The sequence below is a fragment of the Hahella chejuensis KCTC 2396 genome (assembly GCF_000012985.1).
GTDB lineage: Bacteria > Pseudomonadota > Gammaproteobacteria > Pseudomonadales > Oleiphilaceae > Hahella > Hahella chejuensis.
In genome coordinates this window covers 6,065,089-6,082,126 of sequence record NC_007645.1, presented here as the reverse complement: position 1 = coordinate 6,082,126, position 17,038 = coordinate 6,065,089, and the positions used below count along the sequence as shown (strand labels likewise).

General features: G+C 51.0%; 16 protein-coding genes. 13 read left to right on the top strand and 3 right to left on the bottom strand.

Features of this window, described 5'->3' with window-relative positions:
* The first annotated feature begins 205 nt into the window (after positions 1-205).
* The 3 genes from HCH_RS26750 (at position 206) to amrA (ending at position 2,432) form a co-directional block, all read left to right on the top strand.
* On the top strand, positions 206-955 hold the full coding sequence (locus HCH_RS26750; RefSeq protein WP_011399656.1) for a YccT family protein: 750 nt from the start codon (positions 206-208) through the stop codon (positions 953-955).
* 147 nt (positions 956-1,102) lie between these two features.
* Positions 1,103-1,882 carry an AmmeMemoRadiSam system protein B gene (gene amrB / locus HCH_RS26745; protein ID WP_011399655.1) on the top strand — a complete coding sequence of 260 codons (780 nt, stop codon included), beginning with the start codon at positions 1,103-1,105 and terminating at the stop codon, positions 1,880-1,882.
* The gene (amrA, locus tag HCH_RS26740; RefSeq protein WP_049781104.1) at positions 1,869-2,432 is read left to right on the top strand and encodes an AmmeMemoRadiSam system protein A; all 564 of its coding nucleotides are present in this window, start codon (positions 1,869-1,871) and stop codon (positions 2,430-2,432) included. Before amrB ends, amrA begins: the two co-directional genes overlap by 14 nt.
* A 19-nt stretch (positions 2,433-2,451) precedes the next feature.
* Here the strand turns inward: amrA and HCH_RS26735 are convergent, their stop codons facing one another.
* Together HCH_RS26735 and HCH_RS26730 are read right to left on the bottom strand one after the other, a co-directional pair.
* A complete protein-coding gene (locus HCH_RS26735) occupies positions 2,452-4,032 on the bottom strand; it encodes a WS/DGAT/MGAT family O-acyltransferase (protein ID WP_011399653.1) in 1,581 nt (526 codons plus the stop codon).
* A 101-nt stretch (positions 4,033-4,133) separates the two neighbouring features.
* Positions 4,134-5,102 carry a polyprenyl synthetase family protein gene (locus tag HCH_RS26730; protein WP_011399652.1) on the bottom strand — a complete coding sequence of 323 codons (969 nt, stop codon included), beginning with the start codon at positions 5,100-5,102 and terminating at the stop codon, positions 4,134-4,136.
* A gap of 502 nt (positions 5,103-5,604) precedes the next feature.
* Here HCH_RS26730 and rplU point away from each other — a divergent pair.
* The 4 genes from rplU (at position 5,605) to proB (ending at position 8,724) form a co-directional block, all read left to right on the top strand.
* Positions 5,605-5,916, top strand: coding sequence for a 50S ribosomal protein L21 (rplU, locus tag HCH_RS26725; protein ID WP_011399651.1), 312 nt, complete (start codon positions 5,605-5,607; stop codon positions 5,914-5,916).
* A 29-nt stretch (positions 5,917-5,945) separates the two neighbouring features.
* A complete protein-coding gene (rpmA, locus tag HCH_RS26720) occupies positions 5,946-6,206 on the top strand; it encodes a 50S ribosomal protein L27 (protein ID WP_011399650.1) in 261 nt (86 codons plus the stop codon).
* A gap of 141 nt (positions 6,207-6,347) precedes the next feature.
* Positions 6,348-7,538, top strand: coding sequence for an Obg family GTPase CgtA (cgtA, locus tag HCH_RS26715; protein WP_011399649.1), 1,191 nt, complete (start codon positions 6,348-6,350; stop codon positions 7,536-7,538).
* 25 nt (positions 7,539-7,563) lie between these two features.
* The gene (proB, locus tag HCH_RS26710) at positions 7,564-8,724 is read left to right on the top strand and encodes a glutamate 5-kinase (protein ID WP_011399648.1); all 1,161 of its coding nucleotides are present in this window, start codon (positions 7,564-7,566) and stop codon (positions 8,722-8,724) included.
* Positions 8,725-8,787: 63 nt separating this feature from the next.
* On the opposite strand, the gene rpsT is transcribed toward proB, so the two are convergent.
* Positions 8,788-9,057: a 30S ribosomal protein S20 gene (gene rpsT / locus HCH_RS26705; RefSeq protein ID WP_011399647.1), complete on the bottom strand. Its 270-nt coding sequence runs from the start codon at positions 9,055-9,057 to the stop codon at positions 8,788-8,790.
* Positions 9,058-9,312: 255 nt separating this feature from the next.
* Here rpsT and murJ point away from each other — a divergent pair, with 255 nt between their 5' ends.
* The 6 genes from murJ to ispH all read left to right on the top strand — a co-directional run bounded on the left by murJ (position 9,313) and on the right by ispH (position 16,910).
* Positions 9,313-10,881: a murein biosynthesis integral membrane protein MurJ gene (gene murJ, locus HCH_RS26700; protein WP_011399645.1), complete on the top strand. Its 1,569-nt coding sequence runs from the start codon at positions 9,313-9,315 to the stop codon at positions 10,879-10,881.
* A gap of 87 nt (positions 10,882-10,968) precedes the next feature.
* Entirely contained in the window at positions 10,969-11,931 is a 963-nt protein-coding gene (gene ribF, locus HCH_RS26695; RefSeq protein ID WP_041598959.1) for a bifunctional riboflavin kinase/FAD synthetase, read from the top strand.
* A 181-nt stretch (positions 11,932-12,112) separates the two neighbouring features.
* On the top strand, positions 12,113-14,938 hold the full coding sequence (gene ileS, locus HCH_RS26690; RefSeq protein ID WP_011399643.1) for an isoleucine--tRNA ligase: 2,826 nt from the start codon (positions 12,113-12,115) through the stop codon (positions 14,936-14,938).
* Entirely contained in the window at positions 14,938-15,477 is a 540-nt protein-coding gene (lspA, locus tag HCH_RS26685) for a signal peptidase II (RefSeq protein WP_011399642.1), read from the top strand. The genes ileS and lspA overlap by 1 nt, the downstream gene beginning before the upstream one ends.
* A gap of 16 nt (positions 15,478-15,493) precedes the next feature.
* Positions 15,494-15,967, top strand: a complete 474-nt coding sequence (gene fkpB / locus HCH_RS26680) for an FKBP-type peptidyl-prolyl cis-trans isomerase (protein ID WP_011399641.1) — start codon at positions 15,494-15,496, stop codon at positions 15,965-15,967.
* Entirely contained in the window at positions 15,957-16,910 is a 954-nt protein-coding gene (ispH, locus tag HCH_RS26675) for a 4-hydroxy-3-methylbut-2-enyl diphosphate reductase (RefSeq protein ID WP_011399640.1), read from the top strand. Before fkpB ends, ispH begins: the two co-directional genes overlap by 11 nt.
* The last annotated feature ends 128 nt before the right edge of the window (positions 16,911-17,038 follow it).

The following is a 17,038-nucleotide window of genomic DNA, read 5'->3' as shown; positions in this document are numbered from 1 at the left end:
TCTGCATAGATATAGTATTGTTATCGTTTGATTAAAAAGTGGCACAACTTATTAAATTAGGCAAATGGGTTAGCCTATGCGTTATTTTGTTGGCTCAATAAGTGGCGCTACGAGGTTGCATAAGCCCTTCCGCCGTATGACAATTGGGCCCGTTTTATGAAAGCTCCTAAAGCTTCTTACGAAATAAAAGTTAAAGAGGATGAGTATGAAGGTTATTTGGTCCTGGCTCCGGTCGTCGCTTGTAGTGGCGTTGGCAATCGCCATCAGTGCGTGTGGAACGATGCGAGCGGTTAAAACCTATGACGGTCAAACCCTGGGCGATGGCCAAGTGGCTAAAGTCATTGCGCCGGCTGAAATTGAACTGCTTGAAATTGATGGCGTTTCACAAAAGAACTTTCTTTTGGAAAACATTGATTTAACCTACGACATATTGCCCGGGCAGCGTACGCTTGTTTACCGTTATACCAGTATCTGGGCTAAGCCGAGGGAGAATGACGACAGCGATGCGGAGCATGTAGATAAGGTCGTGTCTGATCGTTTTCAAGTGACGGTTGATATGCAGCCTGGGCAGGTTTATACGTTCGGATTTAACAAGCCTGACTCCAAAAGAGAAGCTGAAGCCTTTATAAAGGCTCCTAAAATTACATTAGTAGACAGTGCTAACAGAACAATAGCTATTGGCGGGGCTTATCAGCCAATAACGGTGGCTGCTTCGCAACCTTCAGCAACTCAACCATCAGCAACTCAACCGTCGGCCATATCTACTACAGCGACAGTGAACCCTGCTGTTGCAGCTGTTCCTCCGGCTCAGACGGGGCAAGGCGTCGCTGTGCAAAATAATGCTCCAGTGTCGCCATCAGATGCTGGCATCTCCCGTATTGAGGCATTAAAAGTGCTATGGGAGAAGGCGTCGGCTGAAGAGAAGAAACAATTTCTTCGTTGGGCGTTCAAATAGGAAGTTCTTCCCCGAGGCGGCGCTGAGCCCGTCTCGGGGGATGACAAACTTTCTTGGTGGGTTCAGAATAGACTTTCGATAACACTCTCTAATTGTCCACACTCTTGAAATCCATTTTAGGTGTGAGGCGCCAAAAGGGAGATCTGAATGTTTGTTCGAAAGCCTGCTGTTAGTGGATTGTTCTACCCCGCCAACGCAGAAGACCTCTCCGAAACAGTAAGTCGCTATATCGCGACCTCTCCCTCCTTTGACCACAGCCCTAAGGCGATTATCGCACCCCATGCTGGCTATGTTTACTCTGGGGCCATCGCGGGAGTGGCTTATAGCGCTTTGCATAATTCTGCTAAACGTATCAGTAAAGTTGTTTTGTTGGGACCAAGCCACCGTGTCGGTTTCAGAGGGATTGCGGCTCCTTCTTCTGATGCATTCTCTACTCCCCTCGGCGCTATTGCCATTGACGCAGATAATTTGGTGAAACTTGCGTCGCTTCCTCAAGTGGTTACTTTGGATTCGGCGCACGCTCAGGAGCATAGCTTGGAAGTGCACTTGCCATTCCTGCAACAATGTCTTGATTGCTTTGAGCTTACGCCCCTTGTGATTGGCGATGCAGATGCTGAGTTGGTCGCGGAGGTGTTGGAGCTTCTCTGGGGAGGGGACGAAACGTTGATCGTCATCAGTACGGATCTGAGCCACTACCATGACTATTCTACGGCTTTAGAAATTGACGCAGCGACAACTCGTAAAATCCTGGCTTTTCAATATGATCTTACGGGGGACAGGGCGTGCGGCTGCAGAGGCGTAAATGGGCTTTTGCTGTTGGCTGGTCGTAAAGGGATGCATATTTCCTGTCTGGCCCAGGCTAACTCTGGCGATACTGCTGGCGATAAGGCTCGAGTTGTAGGGTATGCCTCCTATGCCTTGTATTAACCTCTTAGATGAAGAAAAGAAGCAGTTGTATGAAGTGGCTTCCCAGGCGATTGAGCTGGGACTTGCTTCAGGTGGAAGGCGGATAGTTGACCTGTCCAGGTTTCCAGATACGTTGCGTCAGCAAGCAGCTTCCTTTGTTACGGTTTTAAAAAAAGGCGAGTTACGTGGATGTATTGGCGTGTTGGAGGCAATCCGTCCACTGGTTCAAGATGTGTCGCATAACGCATACAGCGCAGCGTTTGAAGATCCTCGTTTCGCTCCATTGAGGCAGGAGGAATGGAGATTGTGCGCATTACATATCTCTGTTCTTACTCCGCCACAGTTATTGTCGTTTACCTCCGAGCAAGACCTGATTTGCAAGCTGAAAGCAGGGGAAGATGGCCTGATTCTCTCATGGCGCGGTCATCGCGCTACATTCTTGCCCTCTGTTTGGGAGCAACTCCCTGACCCAAGAGTCTTTATCAGTGAGTTAAAGCGTAAGGCTGGCTTGGAAAAGGAGTTCTGGGCTGACGACATCAAAGCTGAAATTTATCAGACTACGTATATATAGCTCCACATAGCTGCGCAGCTCAAGGCTCTGAGTTTACGTCCTTTTGTTTTTCCCTGGACTCGTCGACTTTTTTTACTTCGAAAAATAAGTTACTGAAAAGAGCCGTGATATCCCCCAATAATGCCGCCAAGATATTAGGTGGGCGTTGCTTATTTGACTCCAGGGTGGCTTCTAAAGCGTCTAAATCTGTATGCGTTAAGTCTTTTTCCAGCTGAGTAATCGCACTCTCAAAGTGTTTGGTCAACTCTTCTGGGCTTGAAATGGTTTTCGGGTTGCTGGTGAGGGTAAATGTTACCTCGCCGTTGTAGCTTACGACGACAATAGAAAGGCCGAGTCCGTCAAACAATGGCGCGCTGCCGAGCTGTCTGGTTACTTTAGTCCCGTTAAAGTAAAGAGGGGTCTGTGGGCCAGGAATGTTGGTAATCGGTATATTGAATAAGGGCTTATGTCTCTGGGCGAGCTGAAATTCGGTGTAAATGCGAGCAGAGAGACCCAGCATGGAGGAAGGAATTAACTGGGTCAAGCGAGCGGCGGATATCGCCTGTCCATAGATTTGTGAGGATGTGGCGTTGTCATGAATGGACTTCAAGCGGATGGCCAAGTTGGGCTCATTCGTAGCAAGCGAGATCAGCATGGCTGACAACTGACTGCCTGTGGGGCTGTCAATACGCTTCGAGCGAACCGAGATGGGGGACACTGCAATAAGCGGGCGCTCGACGTTCTCGTTTAAGGAGTGCAGGTAGCGGGTTAACACCTCGGAGCATAGCGTCATTACTACATCGTTGAGCGTAATGTCTTCGTGGTGCTTCTTTAGTTGCTTGAGTCTGTCGAGGTCGCATGCGAAGTAGCCAAGGCTACGCTCTTTTCCAATGGCGCGATTAAATGATGTGGGAGGCGCGCTGAAAAGGGCTGGTGGAAGAGCCAGCCTATGTAAGCGCTGAACCAACAATGTATAGAAGGCAGATGCGGCTGCGTCTTTAGCCATATTGGCGAGTCTGAACGGGGTATTCAGGGCTGAACCGTAAACATTGCCTATCAGGCGCGCTTTGGAGGGCAAAGGGTTTGGGTTCCAGGCTTGTTGCGGCAGCGGTCTTTTACTTGGCTCGGGAGAAAAGTCGAGGAGGGCGCTCATTAGCTCTTCGCCCGTTGCGCCATTGATGACTGAATGATGGATTTTGACGATCAGGGCGCGACAACCGGGCTCTCTTGTGTCACTTTGTTGGTACCCGTCAACCAGCGTTATCTCCCAGAGGGGGCGCTCACGGTTTAAAGGTTCTGCAAGTATTGCAGAGGTGAGCTGGAGTAATTGTGCTTCTGCGCCGGGCGAAGGTAGGTGGGCATGGCGGAGGTGATTGCTTATATCAAAATCCGGATCATCTACCCAGTAAGGATGGCCCAGTTTTAGCGGTACTTCCACGAGGCGTTGCCTGAACTGTCTGGCTGCAGGCAGGCGGGATTCAATGTGCTGACGAAACGCCTCGAAGCTCAACTCGCCACTTTGTTCTGAGCTGTCGAGTATATACACGCCGCCGATATGCATGGGGGCGCTCTCTGTTTCCAGATAGAGGAAAGACGCATCCAGTTCGCTTAGCTGCTGCATATCCGCTTAATGTCCTGTAATGGCGTACCGCTCACTTTATCAGTACGGCGCAGTCAGCGGTAGCTGGTTGTTTTCGTCCGTCCTGGTGTTCTCGTTTGAACTTATTTGGTACGGTTTACTGCAATTTCAGTCAGAGCAAATAACGCGTCTCGATAGACTGAAGGAGCTAGCCGCTCAAGTCTTGCTGCGGCCCGGGTTGCGTACTCTTTCGCAAGCTCGATAGTATAGTTCAGGGCTCCAGACTTCCTGACGGCGCTCATTACTGCATCCAACTGTTCCAGGCCGCCTTCTCTGATTGCTTTACGGATCAGTTTTCTTTGCGCCTCATCGCCTTGTTGTTGGGCGTAAAGCAGTGGTAGCGTAGGTTTGCCTTCGGCTAAGTCATCACCCACATTTTTGCCCATTTCCGCTGCGTTGCCCTGATAGTCCAGAACGTCATCAATCAGCTGGAATGCAATACCAAGCTCCAGGCCAAACTCCTTCATATCTGAAGTCGTTTCCGCGCTGGCCTGACAAAGTATTGCTGCACTATGTGAAGCAGCTTCGAACAACATGGCTGTTTTGGCGGTTATCACCTCCATGTATTGCGCTTCCGTAATATCGGGGTTTTTACAGTTAGTAAGCTGTAATACCTCCCCCTCGGCAATAACATTTGTGGCGTTGGCCAATACTGACATTACGTCCATGTCGCGTAGCTCGACCATCATTTGAAATGCCCGAGAATAGAGGAAGTCGCCGACTAGAACGCTGGGGGCGTTGCCCCATTTCGCATTCGCCGTGTCCCGTCCGCGGCGCAGGTCGGAAGTGTCTACAACATCATCGTGCAGTAGTGTGGCTGTATGCAGAAACTCGATGATCGCCGCTAATTTCAGGTAGTGCTTTTCAGTGGCGTTCAGAGCATTGCTGACCAATAAAACCAGAAGAGGACGCAGACGCTTACCACCAGAATCGATGATGTACTGCCCAATCTTTTCCACAAGTGGAACGTTGGAGAAAAGCTGATTTTTGATGAGTCCGTCGACGGACAGAAAGTCTTCGTTAACGGCTGCGTAAATAGTTTCTGCCTGCATGCTTGAATGTTCACCGGGAGGCTATGCGCCCGCTATCGGATGTCCAGCGCTGGCGCTGGCCGGTTCGCATAAAATGCGGCCGATTAAGTATTTACCGATGGGAGCGTGAGTGTCGACACTGGGTTTGGCACCCTACGGGAGAGGAATGCTAGGGGGGAAGTCCGTGCTATGTCAAGGTTTTGCGGGCAATTATAGGGCGGTTGGCCCGACTGGAACAGGATTCGCTTACAAGCCCCGGAATATTGTGCGTGTCTCTATAAACTTGGTTGCTCAATCTTTCTGCATTTTGTATAATCCTGCGCCCGCAAAAACCATTCCCTGTCATAGGGTCACCAAAGAGTTTCCCCTGGCAACAGGCGCTGCGGCGGCTTATTCGTTCAGTTTTCTGACAGAGCCGGTATTAAGTAATGGTGATGCATGGATCTCCTGCTGGCCTGATGAGTGATTAGAAATACAGGCGGCGGAAGTTCATATCTAACCCGTGTGATTGGAGATTTATCTCATGTACGCAGTTATCGTGAGTGGCGGTAAGCAACATCGCGTAAAAGAAGGCGAGCGCCTTAAGCTGGAAAAAATTGAAGTTGAAACCGGTGGTGTTGTTGAGTTCGACAAAGTGCTGCTTGTCGCCAACGGAGACGATGTTAAAGTAGGCGCTCCTGTTGTTGAAGGCGCTAAAGTGACTGCAGAGGTTGTAGCTCATGGCCGTCACAAGAAGGTCAACATCATCAAGTTCAGACGTCGTAAGCACCATATGAAGCGTATGGGGCACCGTCAGTGGTTTACTGAAGTTAAGATCACCGGTATTACCGGCTGATACGGCAACTAATCTAGAGGAGTAATAACATGGCTCACAAGAAGGCGGCGGGTAGTAGCCGTAACGGTCGCGATTCAGAATCCAAACGACTTGGCGTCAAGCGCTTTGGCGGTCAATTCGTTAAAGCTGGCAACATTTTGGTTCGTCAGCGCGGCACAGAGTTTCATCCTGGTGAGAACGTAGGTTGTGGTCGTGACCACACTCTATTCGCCAAGCAAGATGGCTTTGTCAAGTTTAACGTTGGTGGTCCGTTAAACCGCAGAACAGTCAGTATTGTCGCTGCGGAATAAATCTGACCCGTAACGCTAAAAAGCTCCGCATTTGCGGAGCTTTTTTGTTTGCGCCGTGCTCGCGTGAAGCTTGTGTTATAAAGATGTTGGTAATCGCTGGCATAGGTTGCCGGCAAAATTGCAATTGTTGGGAGAAAAGGCATGAAATTCGTTGATGAGGCCACAATTTACGTGGAAGCAGGTAAAGGTGGAAATGGCTGTTTGAGCTTTCGTCGCGAAAAGTATGTGCCAAAGGGCGGACCGGATGGCGGTGACGGTGGTGATGGCGGATCTGTCATTCTGGAAGCGGATGAGTCTATCAATACGCTCATTGACTATCGCTATACGCGAAAGTTTAAGGCGGCGAATGGTGAAAGTGGTCGTGGAGGCAACTGTACTGGCGCCAGTGGCGCTGACTTGGTGCTTAAGGTCCCGGTGGGAACCACTATTATCGATACGGATATTGATGAGGTGCTTGGCGATTTAGTGGAAGTCGGACAGCAAATTAAAGTAGCCCAGGGAGGCTTTCATGGTTTGGGCAACACTCGCTATAAGTCCAGTGTTAATCAAGCGCCTCGTCAAACCAAGCCTGGGCAGCCAGGAGAGTCGAGAAATATTCGTCTTGAGTTGAAAGTGTTGGCGGATGTGGGTCTGCTTGGCTTGCCCAATGCGGGTAAATCAACGTTGATTCGCGGTATTTCCTCCGCCAAGCCTAAAGTGGCGGACTATCCTTTCACGACTCTGGTCCCCAATCTGGGCGTTGTACGCGTGCAGGCGCATCGTAGTTTTGTGGTGGCTGATATCCCGGGCTTGATTGAGGGGGCGGCTGATGGCGCGGGACTGGGCATACGTTTCCTCAAGCACTTGGTTCGCACTCGCCTCCTGCTGCACGTAGTGGACGTTTCTCCTTTGGATGAGTCGGACCCTGTCGAGTCGGCGGTAAAAATCGTGGCGGAGTTGGAGAAGTTTAGTCCGGCGCTGGCTGCCCGCGATAGATGGTTGGTTCTCAACAAAACGGACTTGTTGGCTGAGGATGAGAAGGAAGCAATTTGTGCTGATATTTTGAAGCGTTTGAACTGGTCCGGTCCTAGTTATGAGATTTCCGCTTTGGCGGGTGAGGGCTTGCAGCGTCTTTGTCAGGATATTATGACCTGGATTGAGCGAAGAGCTGAGGAAGAGCGTGATGATCCGGAAGTGGCTGAAGCGGATCGCTTGAATCGCGAGCAAATGGATCAGGAAGTTCGTGAGCGTATTCAATTCCTAAACGAGCAGCGTCGTCTGGCGAGAAAGAAAGCGAAGGAGTCGGATGACGACGATGATGACGAAGATGTTGAAGTTTTTTATGCGCCTTAACTGGATTTATGGGGACGTGTGAATTATGTCGGTCAGGTTGCAACTAGGACAATTAAACGAATCGCAGGCGAGGGCGCGTCTGCGGGAGACTCGTCGCTGGGTGATTAAAATCGGCAGTGCATTGCTGACTAATGATGGGCGAGGGTTGGCCCTGGATGCGATGGGGTTGTGGGTGGATCAGTTGGCTGCTTTGCGCAAAGATGGCGTGGAGGTGGTCATTGTCTCTTCTGGCGCCGTTGCGGAAGGGATGAGTCGTTTGGGATGGAGAGAGCGTCCCAAATTGCTGGATGAGCTGCAGGCCGCTGCAGCTGTAGGGCAAATGGGGCTGGTGCAGGCCTGGGAGGCGCAGTTCAAGCGCCATGGCATGCAGACCGCCCAAATACTGTTGACTCATGAAGATCTATCAGACCGTAAGCGCTACCTGAATGCTCGGGGGGCGTTATGTACCTTAATTGACATGGGAGTGGCTCCCATTATCAATGAAAATGATACGGTGGTGACGGACGAAATCCGCTTTGGAGATAACGACACGCTAGCTGCTCTGGTTGCGAACTTGGTCGAGGCGGACCATTTAATCATTTTGACGGATCAGTCTGGCTTGTTCGATAAGGACCCGCGCTCCAATACGGATGCCTGTTTGGTGGGGGTGGCCAAGGCTAATGATACTGCTTTGGACAGTATGGCTTCTGGTAGTTCTGGCGCCTTAGGTCGAGGTGGAATGTTCACCAAGTTGCGCGCTTCGCGTTTGGCGAGTCGATCTGGGGCTGCAACGGTCATTGTAGGCGGGAGAATCGATTCGGTCCTTACTCGCTTGCGTAATGGCGATGAGTTGGGGACGTTATTGCTCCCTGATCAGGAGCGATGGGTTGCTCGTAAACAGTGGCTGGCTGGGCATCTCAAAACCCGGGGACGGCTGGTGCTTGATGATGGCGCTGTGCGTGTCTTAACTCAACAGGGGCGGAGTTTGCTGCCTGTTGGCGTCAAGTCTGTGGATGGTGGTTTTCAGCGTGGAGAAATGGTGAGCTGCTATGATTTACAGGGCAATGAGGTCGCCAGGGGATTGGTGAACTACGATGCAGATGAGGCGGTGCGAATTGTTGGCGTGGCTTCTGAGAAAATCGAATCCATTCTTGGTTATATCAATGAGCCGGAGCTAATACATCGGGATAATTTGGTTATGCTGTAGCCCTATCTGGAAAACAGACAATAAAAAACCGGCCTAAGCCGGTTTTTTATTGTTCAGGAGAACTTAGCTAGCCTTTAACGCCTTAATTTTGGCGTTTAGGCGGCTCTTGGTGCGAGCAGCTTTGTTCTTGCTGAAAATGCCTTTGTTGACCATGGAGTCAATGATAGGCGCTGCAGTAGTAAGTGCTTGGGTTGCGCCGTCATAGCTGCCTTGCTCAATCTGGGCGCTAACTTTTTTGATGTATGTGCGTACCATGGAGCGCAGGCTCATGTTGTGAGCGCGGCGTTTTACTTGCTGCCTGGCGCGCTTCTTGGATGAAGGATTGTTCGCCACCTTGAAACTCCTCAATATTCGAATGCTGTCGGTTGGTGTCGCCGAAATAAATGACGCGGAAATATGCCGCTTTCGTGGCCATTTGTCAACGATTATGGCAAAAAAAATGATTGTTTTTCATTCAATGAAAGCGTGGCGGCTGGGTGGTCTATTTTTTCCGCTAACTCTTGCATGATAGGATGTGCCGCCTGTCAATCGAGGGGCTTTCGTCTGTCCTTCGACGCTATTCTCAATTTTCCCAGGTATGAATTATTCGTGAGCGCAGCAGATACGCCTAAAGAAAAGCCTACTCCGTCGTTGTTGAGGTCCAGTGGCTTGGTCGGATTGATGACGATGCTTTCTCGGGTGTTAGGTTTGGCCCGGGACATTGTAATCGCCAACTTTTTTGGCGCAGGAGCCGGGGCCGATGCTTTTTTTGTGGCGTTTAAAATTCCAAACTTTATGCGCCGCTTGTTTGCGGAGGGCGCTTTTTCACAGGCTTTTGTTCCGGTATTGTCCGAATATCGAACGAAGCAGTCGCCGGTTGCGGTAAAGGCATTGGTGGATAATGTCTCCGGTACGCTAGGATTGGTTTTGTTGGCCATTACCGTTATAGCTGTAATTGCTGCTCCAGTGCTGGCGGCGTTATTCGCGCCAGGCTTCCTGGATAATGGTAATAAGTTCGCGCTTACAGTAGAAATGCTGCGTCTGACATTTCCTTATCTGTTGCTTATTTCAATGACGGCGTTTGCTGGCGCGATATTAAATAGCTACGACTATTTTGCTGTTCCAGCGTTTACTCCTGTGCTGCTGAATTTATCGCTGATTGGCGCAGCGTTTTTAATTACTCCGTATATGGATGAGCCTGTTATGGCGCTGGCTTGGGGGGTGTTAATCGCAGGGATGGCCCAATTGCTGTTCCAGCTCCCTTTTCTATCACGATTACAATTGCTTCCAAAGCCAAAGGTGGATAGGAAACATGAGGGCGTTCGTCGGATTTTGCGATTGATGACGCCAGCGATGTTTGGCGTGTCGGTTAGCCAAATAAACCTTCTTCTGGACACAATACTGGCGTCTTTTCTCGTAACAGGGAGCGTTTCCTGGCTGTACTACTCTGATCGTTTATCAGAGTTGCCCTTGGGTGTTTTTGGAATAGCGATTGCGACCGTGATTCTGCCTAGTTTGTCGCGAAAACATGCGGCAGATAACGCCAAAGACTTTTCCGCCACGCTTGACTGGGCGATTCGCGCGGTCCTTCTGATTGGTTTGCCGGCGGCAGTGGCTTTAATGACGCTGGCGCAACCTATGATTGCTACATTGTTTCAGCACGGGGCGCTGACGGACTTTGACGTGAAAATGTCTGCGCAAAGCTTGCAGGCCTATTCTCTTGGCTTAACCTTTTTTATGTTGGTGAAAGTGTTGGCCCCCGGCTACTTCTCGCGGCAAGACACCAGAACGCCAGTAAAGATTGGGATTGCGGCGATGGTCGCCAATATGGTTTTCAATCTCGCATTGATTTATCCGATGGCGCATGCGGGCTTGGCTTTGGCGACATCTTTGTCCGCAGCATTGAATGCCGGATTGTTGTGGCGCGGGCTGGTGAGGGCGGGGGTGCTTCAGCACCAATCCGGGTGGGGGCTGTTTTTATTGCGTCTTCTGGTCGCTAACGTCGTGATGGCGCTGGTCCTTGTTGTCTTGTCGCCTGTTGAGAGCTTCTGGTTTTCGGCGAATACTGCGACGCGGGCGTTTTGGTTGCTGGGAATTTGCGGTGCAGGCGGGTTGAGTTATTTCGCTTCTCTTTATGTGTTGGGCGTTCGTCCTCGTCAATTTTTCATTCGCGGATGAAGGTCATGCGTCAAATGCGATTTCATAGATTGGGCAGTGGGCGCCACATGCTTTATAATCGCGCTTTTGCATGGCCGCTGTAGACGCATGAAACTGATTCGGGGACTGCACAACTTAAAACCATTCGCCTCTGGCTGTGTGGCGACTATCGGGAACTTCGATGGCGTGCATATTGGTCACCAAGTCATAATCAGTCAGCTACAGTCTAGGGCTGAAAGTATGGGCGTTCCCGCCGTGGTAATGGTGTTTGAGCCGCAGCCGCGTGAGTTTTTTGAGAAGTTGGACGCTCCGCCGCGCTTGATGCGGTTCCGTGAGAAACTGGATGCCATCGCCGCCCTAAATGTGGATTATCTGTTGTGTCTTCAGTTTAATCGCCGACTGCGCGGCCTGACGGCTCAACAATTCATTGACGACGTTCTGGTGACGGGGCTTCATGTTAAGCACCTTGTGGTTGGCGATGATTTTCGTTTTGGCTGCGATCGCTCTGGAGACTTTCGGCTGTTGGAAAAGTCTGGCTTGGTCTCTGGCTTTAGTGTTGAAAATACGCCCACTGTAGAAGTAGAGGGTGAGCGTGTCAGCAGTACGCGAATTCGCGCCACACTGGCGCAAGGCGAATTTACGCAAGCGGAAGACCTGCTTGGAAGGCCCTACAGTATTACAGGGTGCGTGGTGCATGGACGTAAGCTGGGGCGACAGTTGAACGCGCCGACAGCCAATGTATCTTTAGGGCGTAAAAGACCAGTGCTGTCTGGCGTCTACTTAGTTAAGACGACGCTGGCTACAGGTCACGTGCGATTTGGCGTAGCTAATATTGGCGTTCGTCCTACCATTGATGGTTTGGGAGTGACTCCTGCTTTGGAAGTGCACCTATTTGAGCATGCCGACGATATATATGGTCAGCGAATAAATGTGCAATTTCTTGAAAAACTGCGTGATGAACGCAAGTTCAGTGGGCTGGAGCAGTTACAGGCGCAGATACAAAGAGATATTGAAGGCGCCAAGAGGCGACTGCAATCTATGCCACTGCATAGCGTCAGTGGCGCAGGCTGAAGAAAAATCTGCATGATGTGTGGCGAAGAGCTTTAATCTACGTTCATCAAGCATGATTGGGCTCTGCTGTTTGGCGGTCGCAGCAAGCGAATTGACCGCCGCAAGATGGCTTTCAAGTGAAAACAGTAAATGTAAGTGGATGGCAGGCGCAAAATCCTGACTTTGGCATATTAGGTAAATTATGAGCGACTATAAGCACACCCTTAATCTTCCTCAGACCGATTTCCCCATGCGTGGCAATCTCCCTCAACGCGAGCCGGATATGCTGAAGCGCTGGGGAGATATTGAGCTCTACGAGAAGATTAGAGAAGAGTTTAAGGGGCGTGAAAAGTTCATACTGCACGATGGCCCTCCATACGCCAATGGCAATATTCACTTGGGGCATGCGGTTAACAAGATACTCAAGGACATCATCGTTAAGTCGAAGACTGTAGCGGGCTACGATGCGCCTTATGTTCCTGGCTGGGATTGCCATGGTCTGCCCATTGAGCACAAAGTCGAAACGATGATCGGTCGCGCTGGGGACAAGGTCGGCTATAAAGAGTTCAGGCGGAAATGTCGTGAGTATGCTTTGGAGCAGGTGGCCAAACAGCGAGAAGATTTTATTCGCTTGGGCGTCTTTGGCGACTGGTTCAAACCTTATCTGACCCTTGATTTCAAAACTGAAGCGGACATCATCCGGGCGCTAGGCAAGATCGCGACAAGCGGACACCTGCAGAAAGGTTACAAGCCGGTCTACTGGAGTGTCGTTGGCGGCTCCGCCCTGGCGGAAGCAGAGGTTGAATATAAAGATAAGACCTCAAACTCCATTGATGTCAGCTATCCCGCCGAAAATGAGCAAGACCTACTGAGCGCGTTCGCTGACGCATCTGGCGAAGGGGCGGTTTCCATCGTTATCTGGACGACAACTCCTTGGACTTTGCCTGCTTCCCTGGCGGTGTCACTGGGAGCGGAGATCGATTACGCCCTGACGCAGTGCAGCGTTGATGGTCGTCCGCAACGTTGGATCGTAGCGGAAAAAATGCTTGAGTCTGTGATGGCTCGCTGCGGTGTGGAGGACTATCAGGTAGTAGGGCGCTGCACTGGACAGGACCTTGAGGGCAAGACATTCCTTCACCCGTTCTATAAGCGTAGCATTCCTGCGTTGTTGGGGGATCATGTCACTCTGGATGCAGGTACTGGCGTTGTTCATACCGCCCCTGACCATGGTATGGAAGACTTTGCTGTATGCAACAAATACGGCATTGAAACTATCAATCCGCTGGACGACCGCGGCGTGTACCGGGATAACGTTGAGCTATTCGCGGGAGAGCATGTTTACAAAGTTGATGATCATGTTATTGAAGTATTGAAAGAGCGCGGGCGTTTATTAAGCCACGGGAAAATCACTCACAGCTATGCGCATTGCTGGAGAACCAAGACGCCGCTGATTTACCGCGCCACGCCGCAATGGTTTATCAGTATGGATAAACAAGGCTTGCGTGATCAGGCGTTGGCGGAAATCAAGCTGGTGCGTTGGGTTCCGTCCTGGGGACAAAACCGCATTGAGGCGATGATTGAGCAGAGTCCGGATTGGTGTATCTCTCGCCAGCGTACATGGGGTGTTCCCATCGCTTTCTTTGTCCATAAAGAAACCCAGGAGCTGCATCCAGATACCGCGCGATTGGTGGAAGAAGTCGCCAAACAAGTTGAGAAAACAGGTATTGACGCATGGTGGGATATCAATGCGGAAGACCTGTTGGGCGCTGACGCGCAGAATTATGAGAAAGTGACGGACACTTTGGATGTGTGGTTTGATTCAGGCGTCACGCATAGCGCGGTTCTGGAGCAGCGGGAAGAGCTGGGTCAGTTCCCAGCGGACCTGTATCTGGAAGGCTCTGATCAGCATCGAGGCTGGTTCCAATCTTCTTTGAAGACGGCTGTGGCGATCAAAGGTAAGGCTCCATATCGGCAGGTGCTCACCCATGGATTCACCGTGGATGAAAAAGGGCACAAGATGTCCAAGTCGTTGGGGAACGGCATTGAGCCCCAGGAAGTCATGAACAAACTTGGCGCGGATATTCTACGGCTGTGGGTTGCGGCGACGGATTACAGCGCCGAGATGGTGTTGTCGAAGAATATCCTGGAGCGTACGGCGGACTCTTATCGCCGAATTCGTAATACTTCTCGCTTCCTGCTGGCGAATATCAACGATTTTGATCCGGTTAAAGACATGGTGGCGATGGATGATCTGTTGGCGTTAGATCGCTGGATTGTCGACCGCGCCTGGTTGCTGCAGGAAGAACTGAAGAAGGCTTACGAGCAGTACAACTTCGTTCAGGTATATCAGAAAGTGCATAACTTCTGTTCTGTAGAGCTCGGCAGCTTCTATCTTGACGTCATCAAGGACCGTCAATACACCATGAAGCTGGACAGCCTTGGTTGCCGCTCAGCGCAAACCGCACAGTATCACGTCATTGAGGCGCTGGTGCGTTGGATTGCGCCGATACTGAGTTTCACTGCTGAGGAAATTTGGTCTTATATTCCAGGCCAGCGCGCAGAAAGTATCTTCCTTGAAACTTTCTATGAAGGTTTGCAGCCTCTGGCTGAAGGATCTGAGATGGGGCGCGATTATTGGAGCCGCCTGCTGCGGGTCAGAACATCCGTCAACAAAGCGCTCGAAGAAGCGCGTAATGCGGGGAAGGTGAAAGGTTCACTGACAACGGAAGTCTCCCTGTTTGCTACTCCTGAGATGCAGCATGACCTGAATGCATTAGGTGAAGAGTTACGCTTTGTGTTCATTACATCAGGAGCATCTGTTTTTGGCGTAGAGGACGCGTCTGAGTCCAACTCTGTCGCTACGGAAACAGAAGGTTTGCGTGTGGGCATCAGGAGTTCTGAACACAAGAAATGTGGCCGCTGCTGGCATCATCGCGAAGATGTTGGCGCGCACGGGTCTCATGAGGATCTGTGTGGACGCTGCATCGAAAATATCGATGGCTCAGGAGAAGAAAGGAAATATGCCTAATGGATGCGCGGGCCAGTGAAGTCAGTCAAGGCGGAGGCGAAATGCAAAAAGTGAATCCAGGCATGCTGCGTTGGTTGTGGTTGACCTTGGCTGTTATTGTCCTTGATCTGGGAACCAAGTGGTACGTGAGTACAAATATGGTTCTGGGTGAATCTGTGCCTGTCGCGCCCTTCTTCAGCTTCACGCTGCTGCATAATACTGGCGCGGCGTTCAGTTTTCTGGCGGATGCGTCAGGGTGGCAGCGCTGGTTCTTTATTATTCTGGCTGCTGTAGTGAGTGTGGTGTTGGTGCTTTGGCTGGTTCGCTTAACTCGTGAGGAGCGTTGGATGGCATGCGCGCTCAGTTTGGTTCTGGGGGGGGCTTTAGGCAACCTGTACGATCGGGCTGTGTTAGGGTATGTCGTTGACTTTTTGCACTTTTTCTATGGCGGATATAACTTTCCCGCGTTTAACTTTGCGGATACCACTATTACTATTGGCGCATTCATGATTGCGATTGATGTATTCCGTAATCCTTCCGGTGCGACGGAAGATAAGTAATTAACGAGATAATGCAATGACTGAAATGTTTGTCGGCGCTGGAACGCTTATCACTCTGCACTTTGAGCTGCGCTTGGGGAGTGGCGAAGTCGTGGATTCAACTTTTTCTGGCCAACCGGGTGAGTTCGAGTACGGCGACGGCGTGCTTCCAGCAGGTTTCGAAGAGCTGCTGAGAGGAATGCGGGCGGGAGAGCGCAAGACTTTTTCCGTCTTGCCTGAGAAGGGGTTTGGTATGCCGAACCCCAATAATGTTCAGGAGTTCCCATTGGACAGCTTCCCTGATAAGGAAGGCCTGGAAGTGGGGGTGGTGATGTCATTTGCTGACGCCGCCAAGGCGGAACTACCTGGCGTGATCAAGCAGATTGAAAACGACATGGTGACAGTTGACTTCAATCATCCGCTTGCAGGTCATACGCTGGACTTTGAAGTGGAAATTCTGGCGGTGAAAGAAGCGCAAACTGATAAACAGGAGAGCGCTCATGAAGATTAAACTCGCTAACCCGCGAGGTTTTTGCGCTGGAGTGGACCGCGCTATTGAGATCGTGAACCGGGCTTTGGATGTGTTCGGCGCCCCGATTTATGTACGTCATGAAGTGGTGCACAATCGCTTTGTGGTTGAAGGGCTCAGAACAAGAGGCGCTGTATTTGTAGATGAGCTTGATGAGGTTCCAGATGGCGCCTTGGTGATCTTCAGCGCACACGGCGTCTCTCAGGAGGTGCGCCAGGAAGCCGACGCCAGAGGATTGAAGGTCTTCGATGCGACCTGCCCACTGGTTACCAAAGTTCATATGGAAGTAATGCGTTACTCCAGAGATGGTCGGGAGTGTATCCTGATAGGTCATGCCGGACACCCTGAAGTGGAAGGTACGATGGGACAATATGATAGCGCTAACGGCGGCGCTATCTACCTGGTAGAGGATGAAGAGGATGTTGGCAGACTTATTGTTAACGATCCTGGCAATCTCGCTTATGTTACCCAGACAACGCTGTCTGTTGATGACACGGCCCGGGTAATTGATGCGCTACGGCAAACGTTCCCTGAAATCAAAGGCCCGCGTAAAGATGATATTTGCTATGCGACGCAAAATCGCCAGGATGCAGTCAAAGAGTTAGCGGCCACATGCGACGTGGTGCTGGTGGTTGGTTCGGTAAACAGTTCCAACTCCAATCGCTTGCGCGAGTTGGCTGAGCGGATGCAGACACCCGCTTATCTTATCGATGGCGCTCATGAGATCCAACCAGACTGGTTCGCCGGCGCCGCCAGTGTTGGCGTTACTGCAGGTGCTTCCGCCCCAGAAGTGCTGGTGCAGCAAGTCGTGCAAAGGCTAAGAGAGCTTGGCGGCGAAGCTCCGGCTGAGATAGCTGGACGCGAGGAAAACATCGTTTTCTCCATGCCTAAAGAGCTCAGAATCCCCGCCGTTAACCAGTCATGATCAAACTGGAGTGCAGCCCGGCCTGTGCTCCAGTTCACACTTCCCCACCCATTGAGACCGTTTATCCCGCAAATGCTCCGTTTATCGTGCGGCGCATGACTATGCTATTCATCTAAATTATTTTTAAG

Bases quoted from the DNA above. Each gene is read 5' to 3' on its own strand.
- ribF (WP_041598959.1), top strand. From the start codon at position 10,969: ATGAAACTGATTCGGGGACTGCACAACTTAAAACCATTCGCCTCTGGC.
- proB (WP_011399648.1), top strand. From the start codon at position 7,564: ATGTCGGTCAGGTTGCAACTAGGACAATTAAACGAATCGCAGGCGAGG.
- HCH_RS26750 (WP_011399656.1), top strand. From the start codon at position 206: ATGAAGGTTATTTGGTCCTGGCTCCGGTCGTCGCTTGTAGTGGCGTTG.
- amrA (WP_049781104.1), top strand. From the start codon at position 1,869: ATGCCTTGTATTAACCTCTTAGATGAAGAAAAGAAGCAGTTGTATGAA.
- rpmA (WP_011399650.1), top strand. From the start codon at position 5,946: ATGGCTCACAAGAAGGCGGCGGGTAGTAGCCGTAACGGTCGCGATTCA.
- rplU (WP_011399651.1), top strand. From the start codon at position 5,605: ATGTACGCAGTTATCGTGAGTGGCGGTAAGCAACATCGCGTAAAAGAA.
- ispH (WP_011399640.1), top strand. From the start codon at position 15,957: ATGAAGATTAAACTCGCTAACCCGCGAGGTTTTTGCGCTGGAGTGGAC.
- ileS (WP_011399643.1), top strand. From the start codon at position 12,113: ATGAGCGACTATAAGCACACCCTTAATCTTCCTCAGACCGATTTCCCC.
- HCH_RS26730 (WP_011399652.1), bottom strand. From the start codon at position 5,102: ATGCAGGCAGAAACTATTTACGCAGCCGTTAACGAAGACTTTCTGTCC.
- lspA (WP_011399642.1), top strand. From the start codon at position 14,938: ATGGATGCGCGGGCCAGTGAAGTCAGTCAAGGCGGAGGCGAAATGCAA.
- fkpB (WP_011399641.1), top strand. From the start codon at position 15,494: ATGACTGAAATGTTTGTCGGCGCTGGAACGCTTATCACTCTGCACTTT.
- HCH_RS26735 (WP_011399653.1), bottom strand. From the start codon at position 4,032: ATGCAGCAGCTAAGCGAACTGGATGCGTCTTTCCTCTATCTGGAAACA.
- amrB (WP_011399655.1), top strand. From the start codon at position 1,103: ATGTTTGTTCGAAAGCCTGCTGTTAGTGGATTGTTCTACCCCGCCAAC.
- cgtA (WP_011399649.1), top strand. From the start codon at position 6,348: ATGAAATTCGTTGATGAGGCCACAATTTACGTGGAAGCAGGTAAAGGT.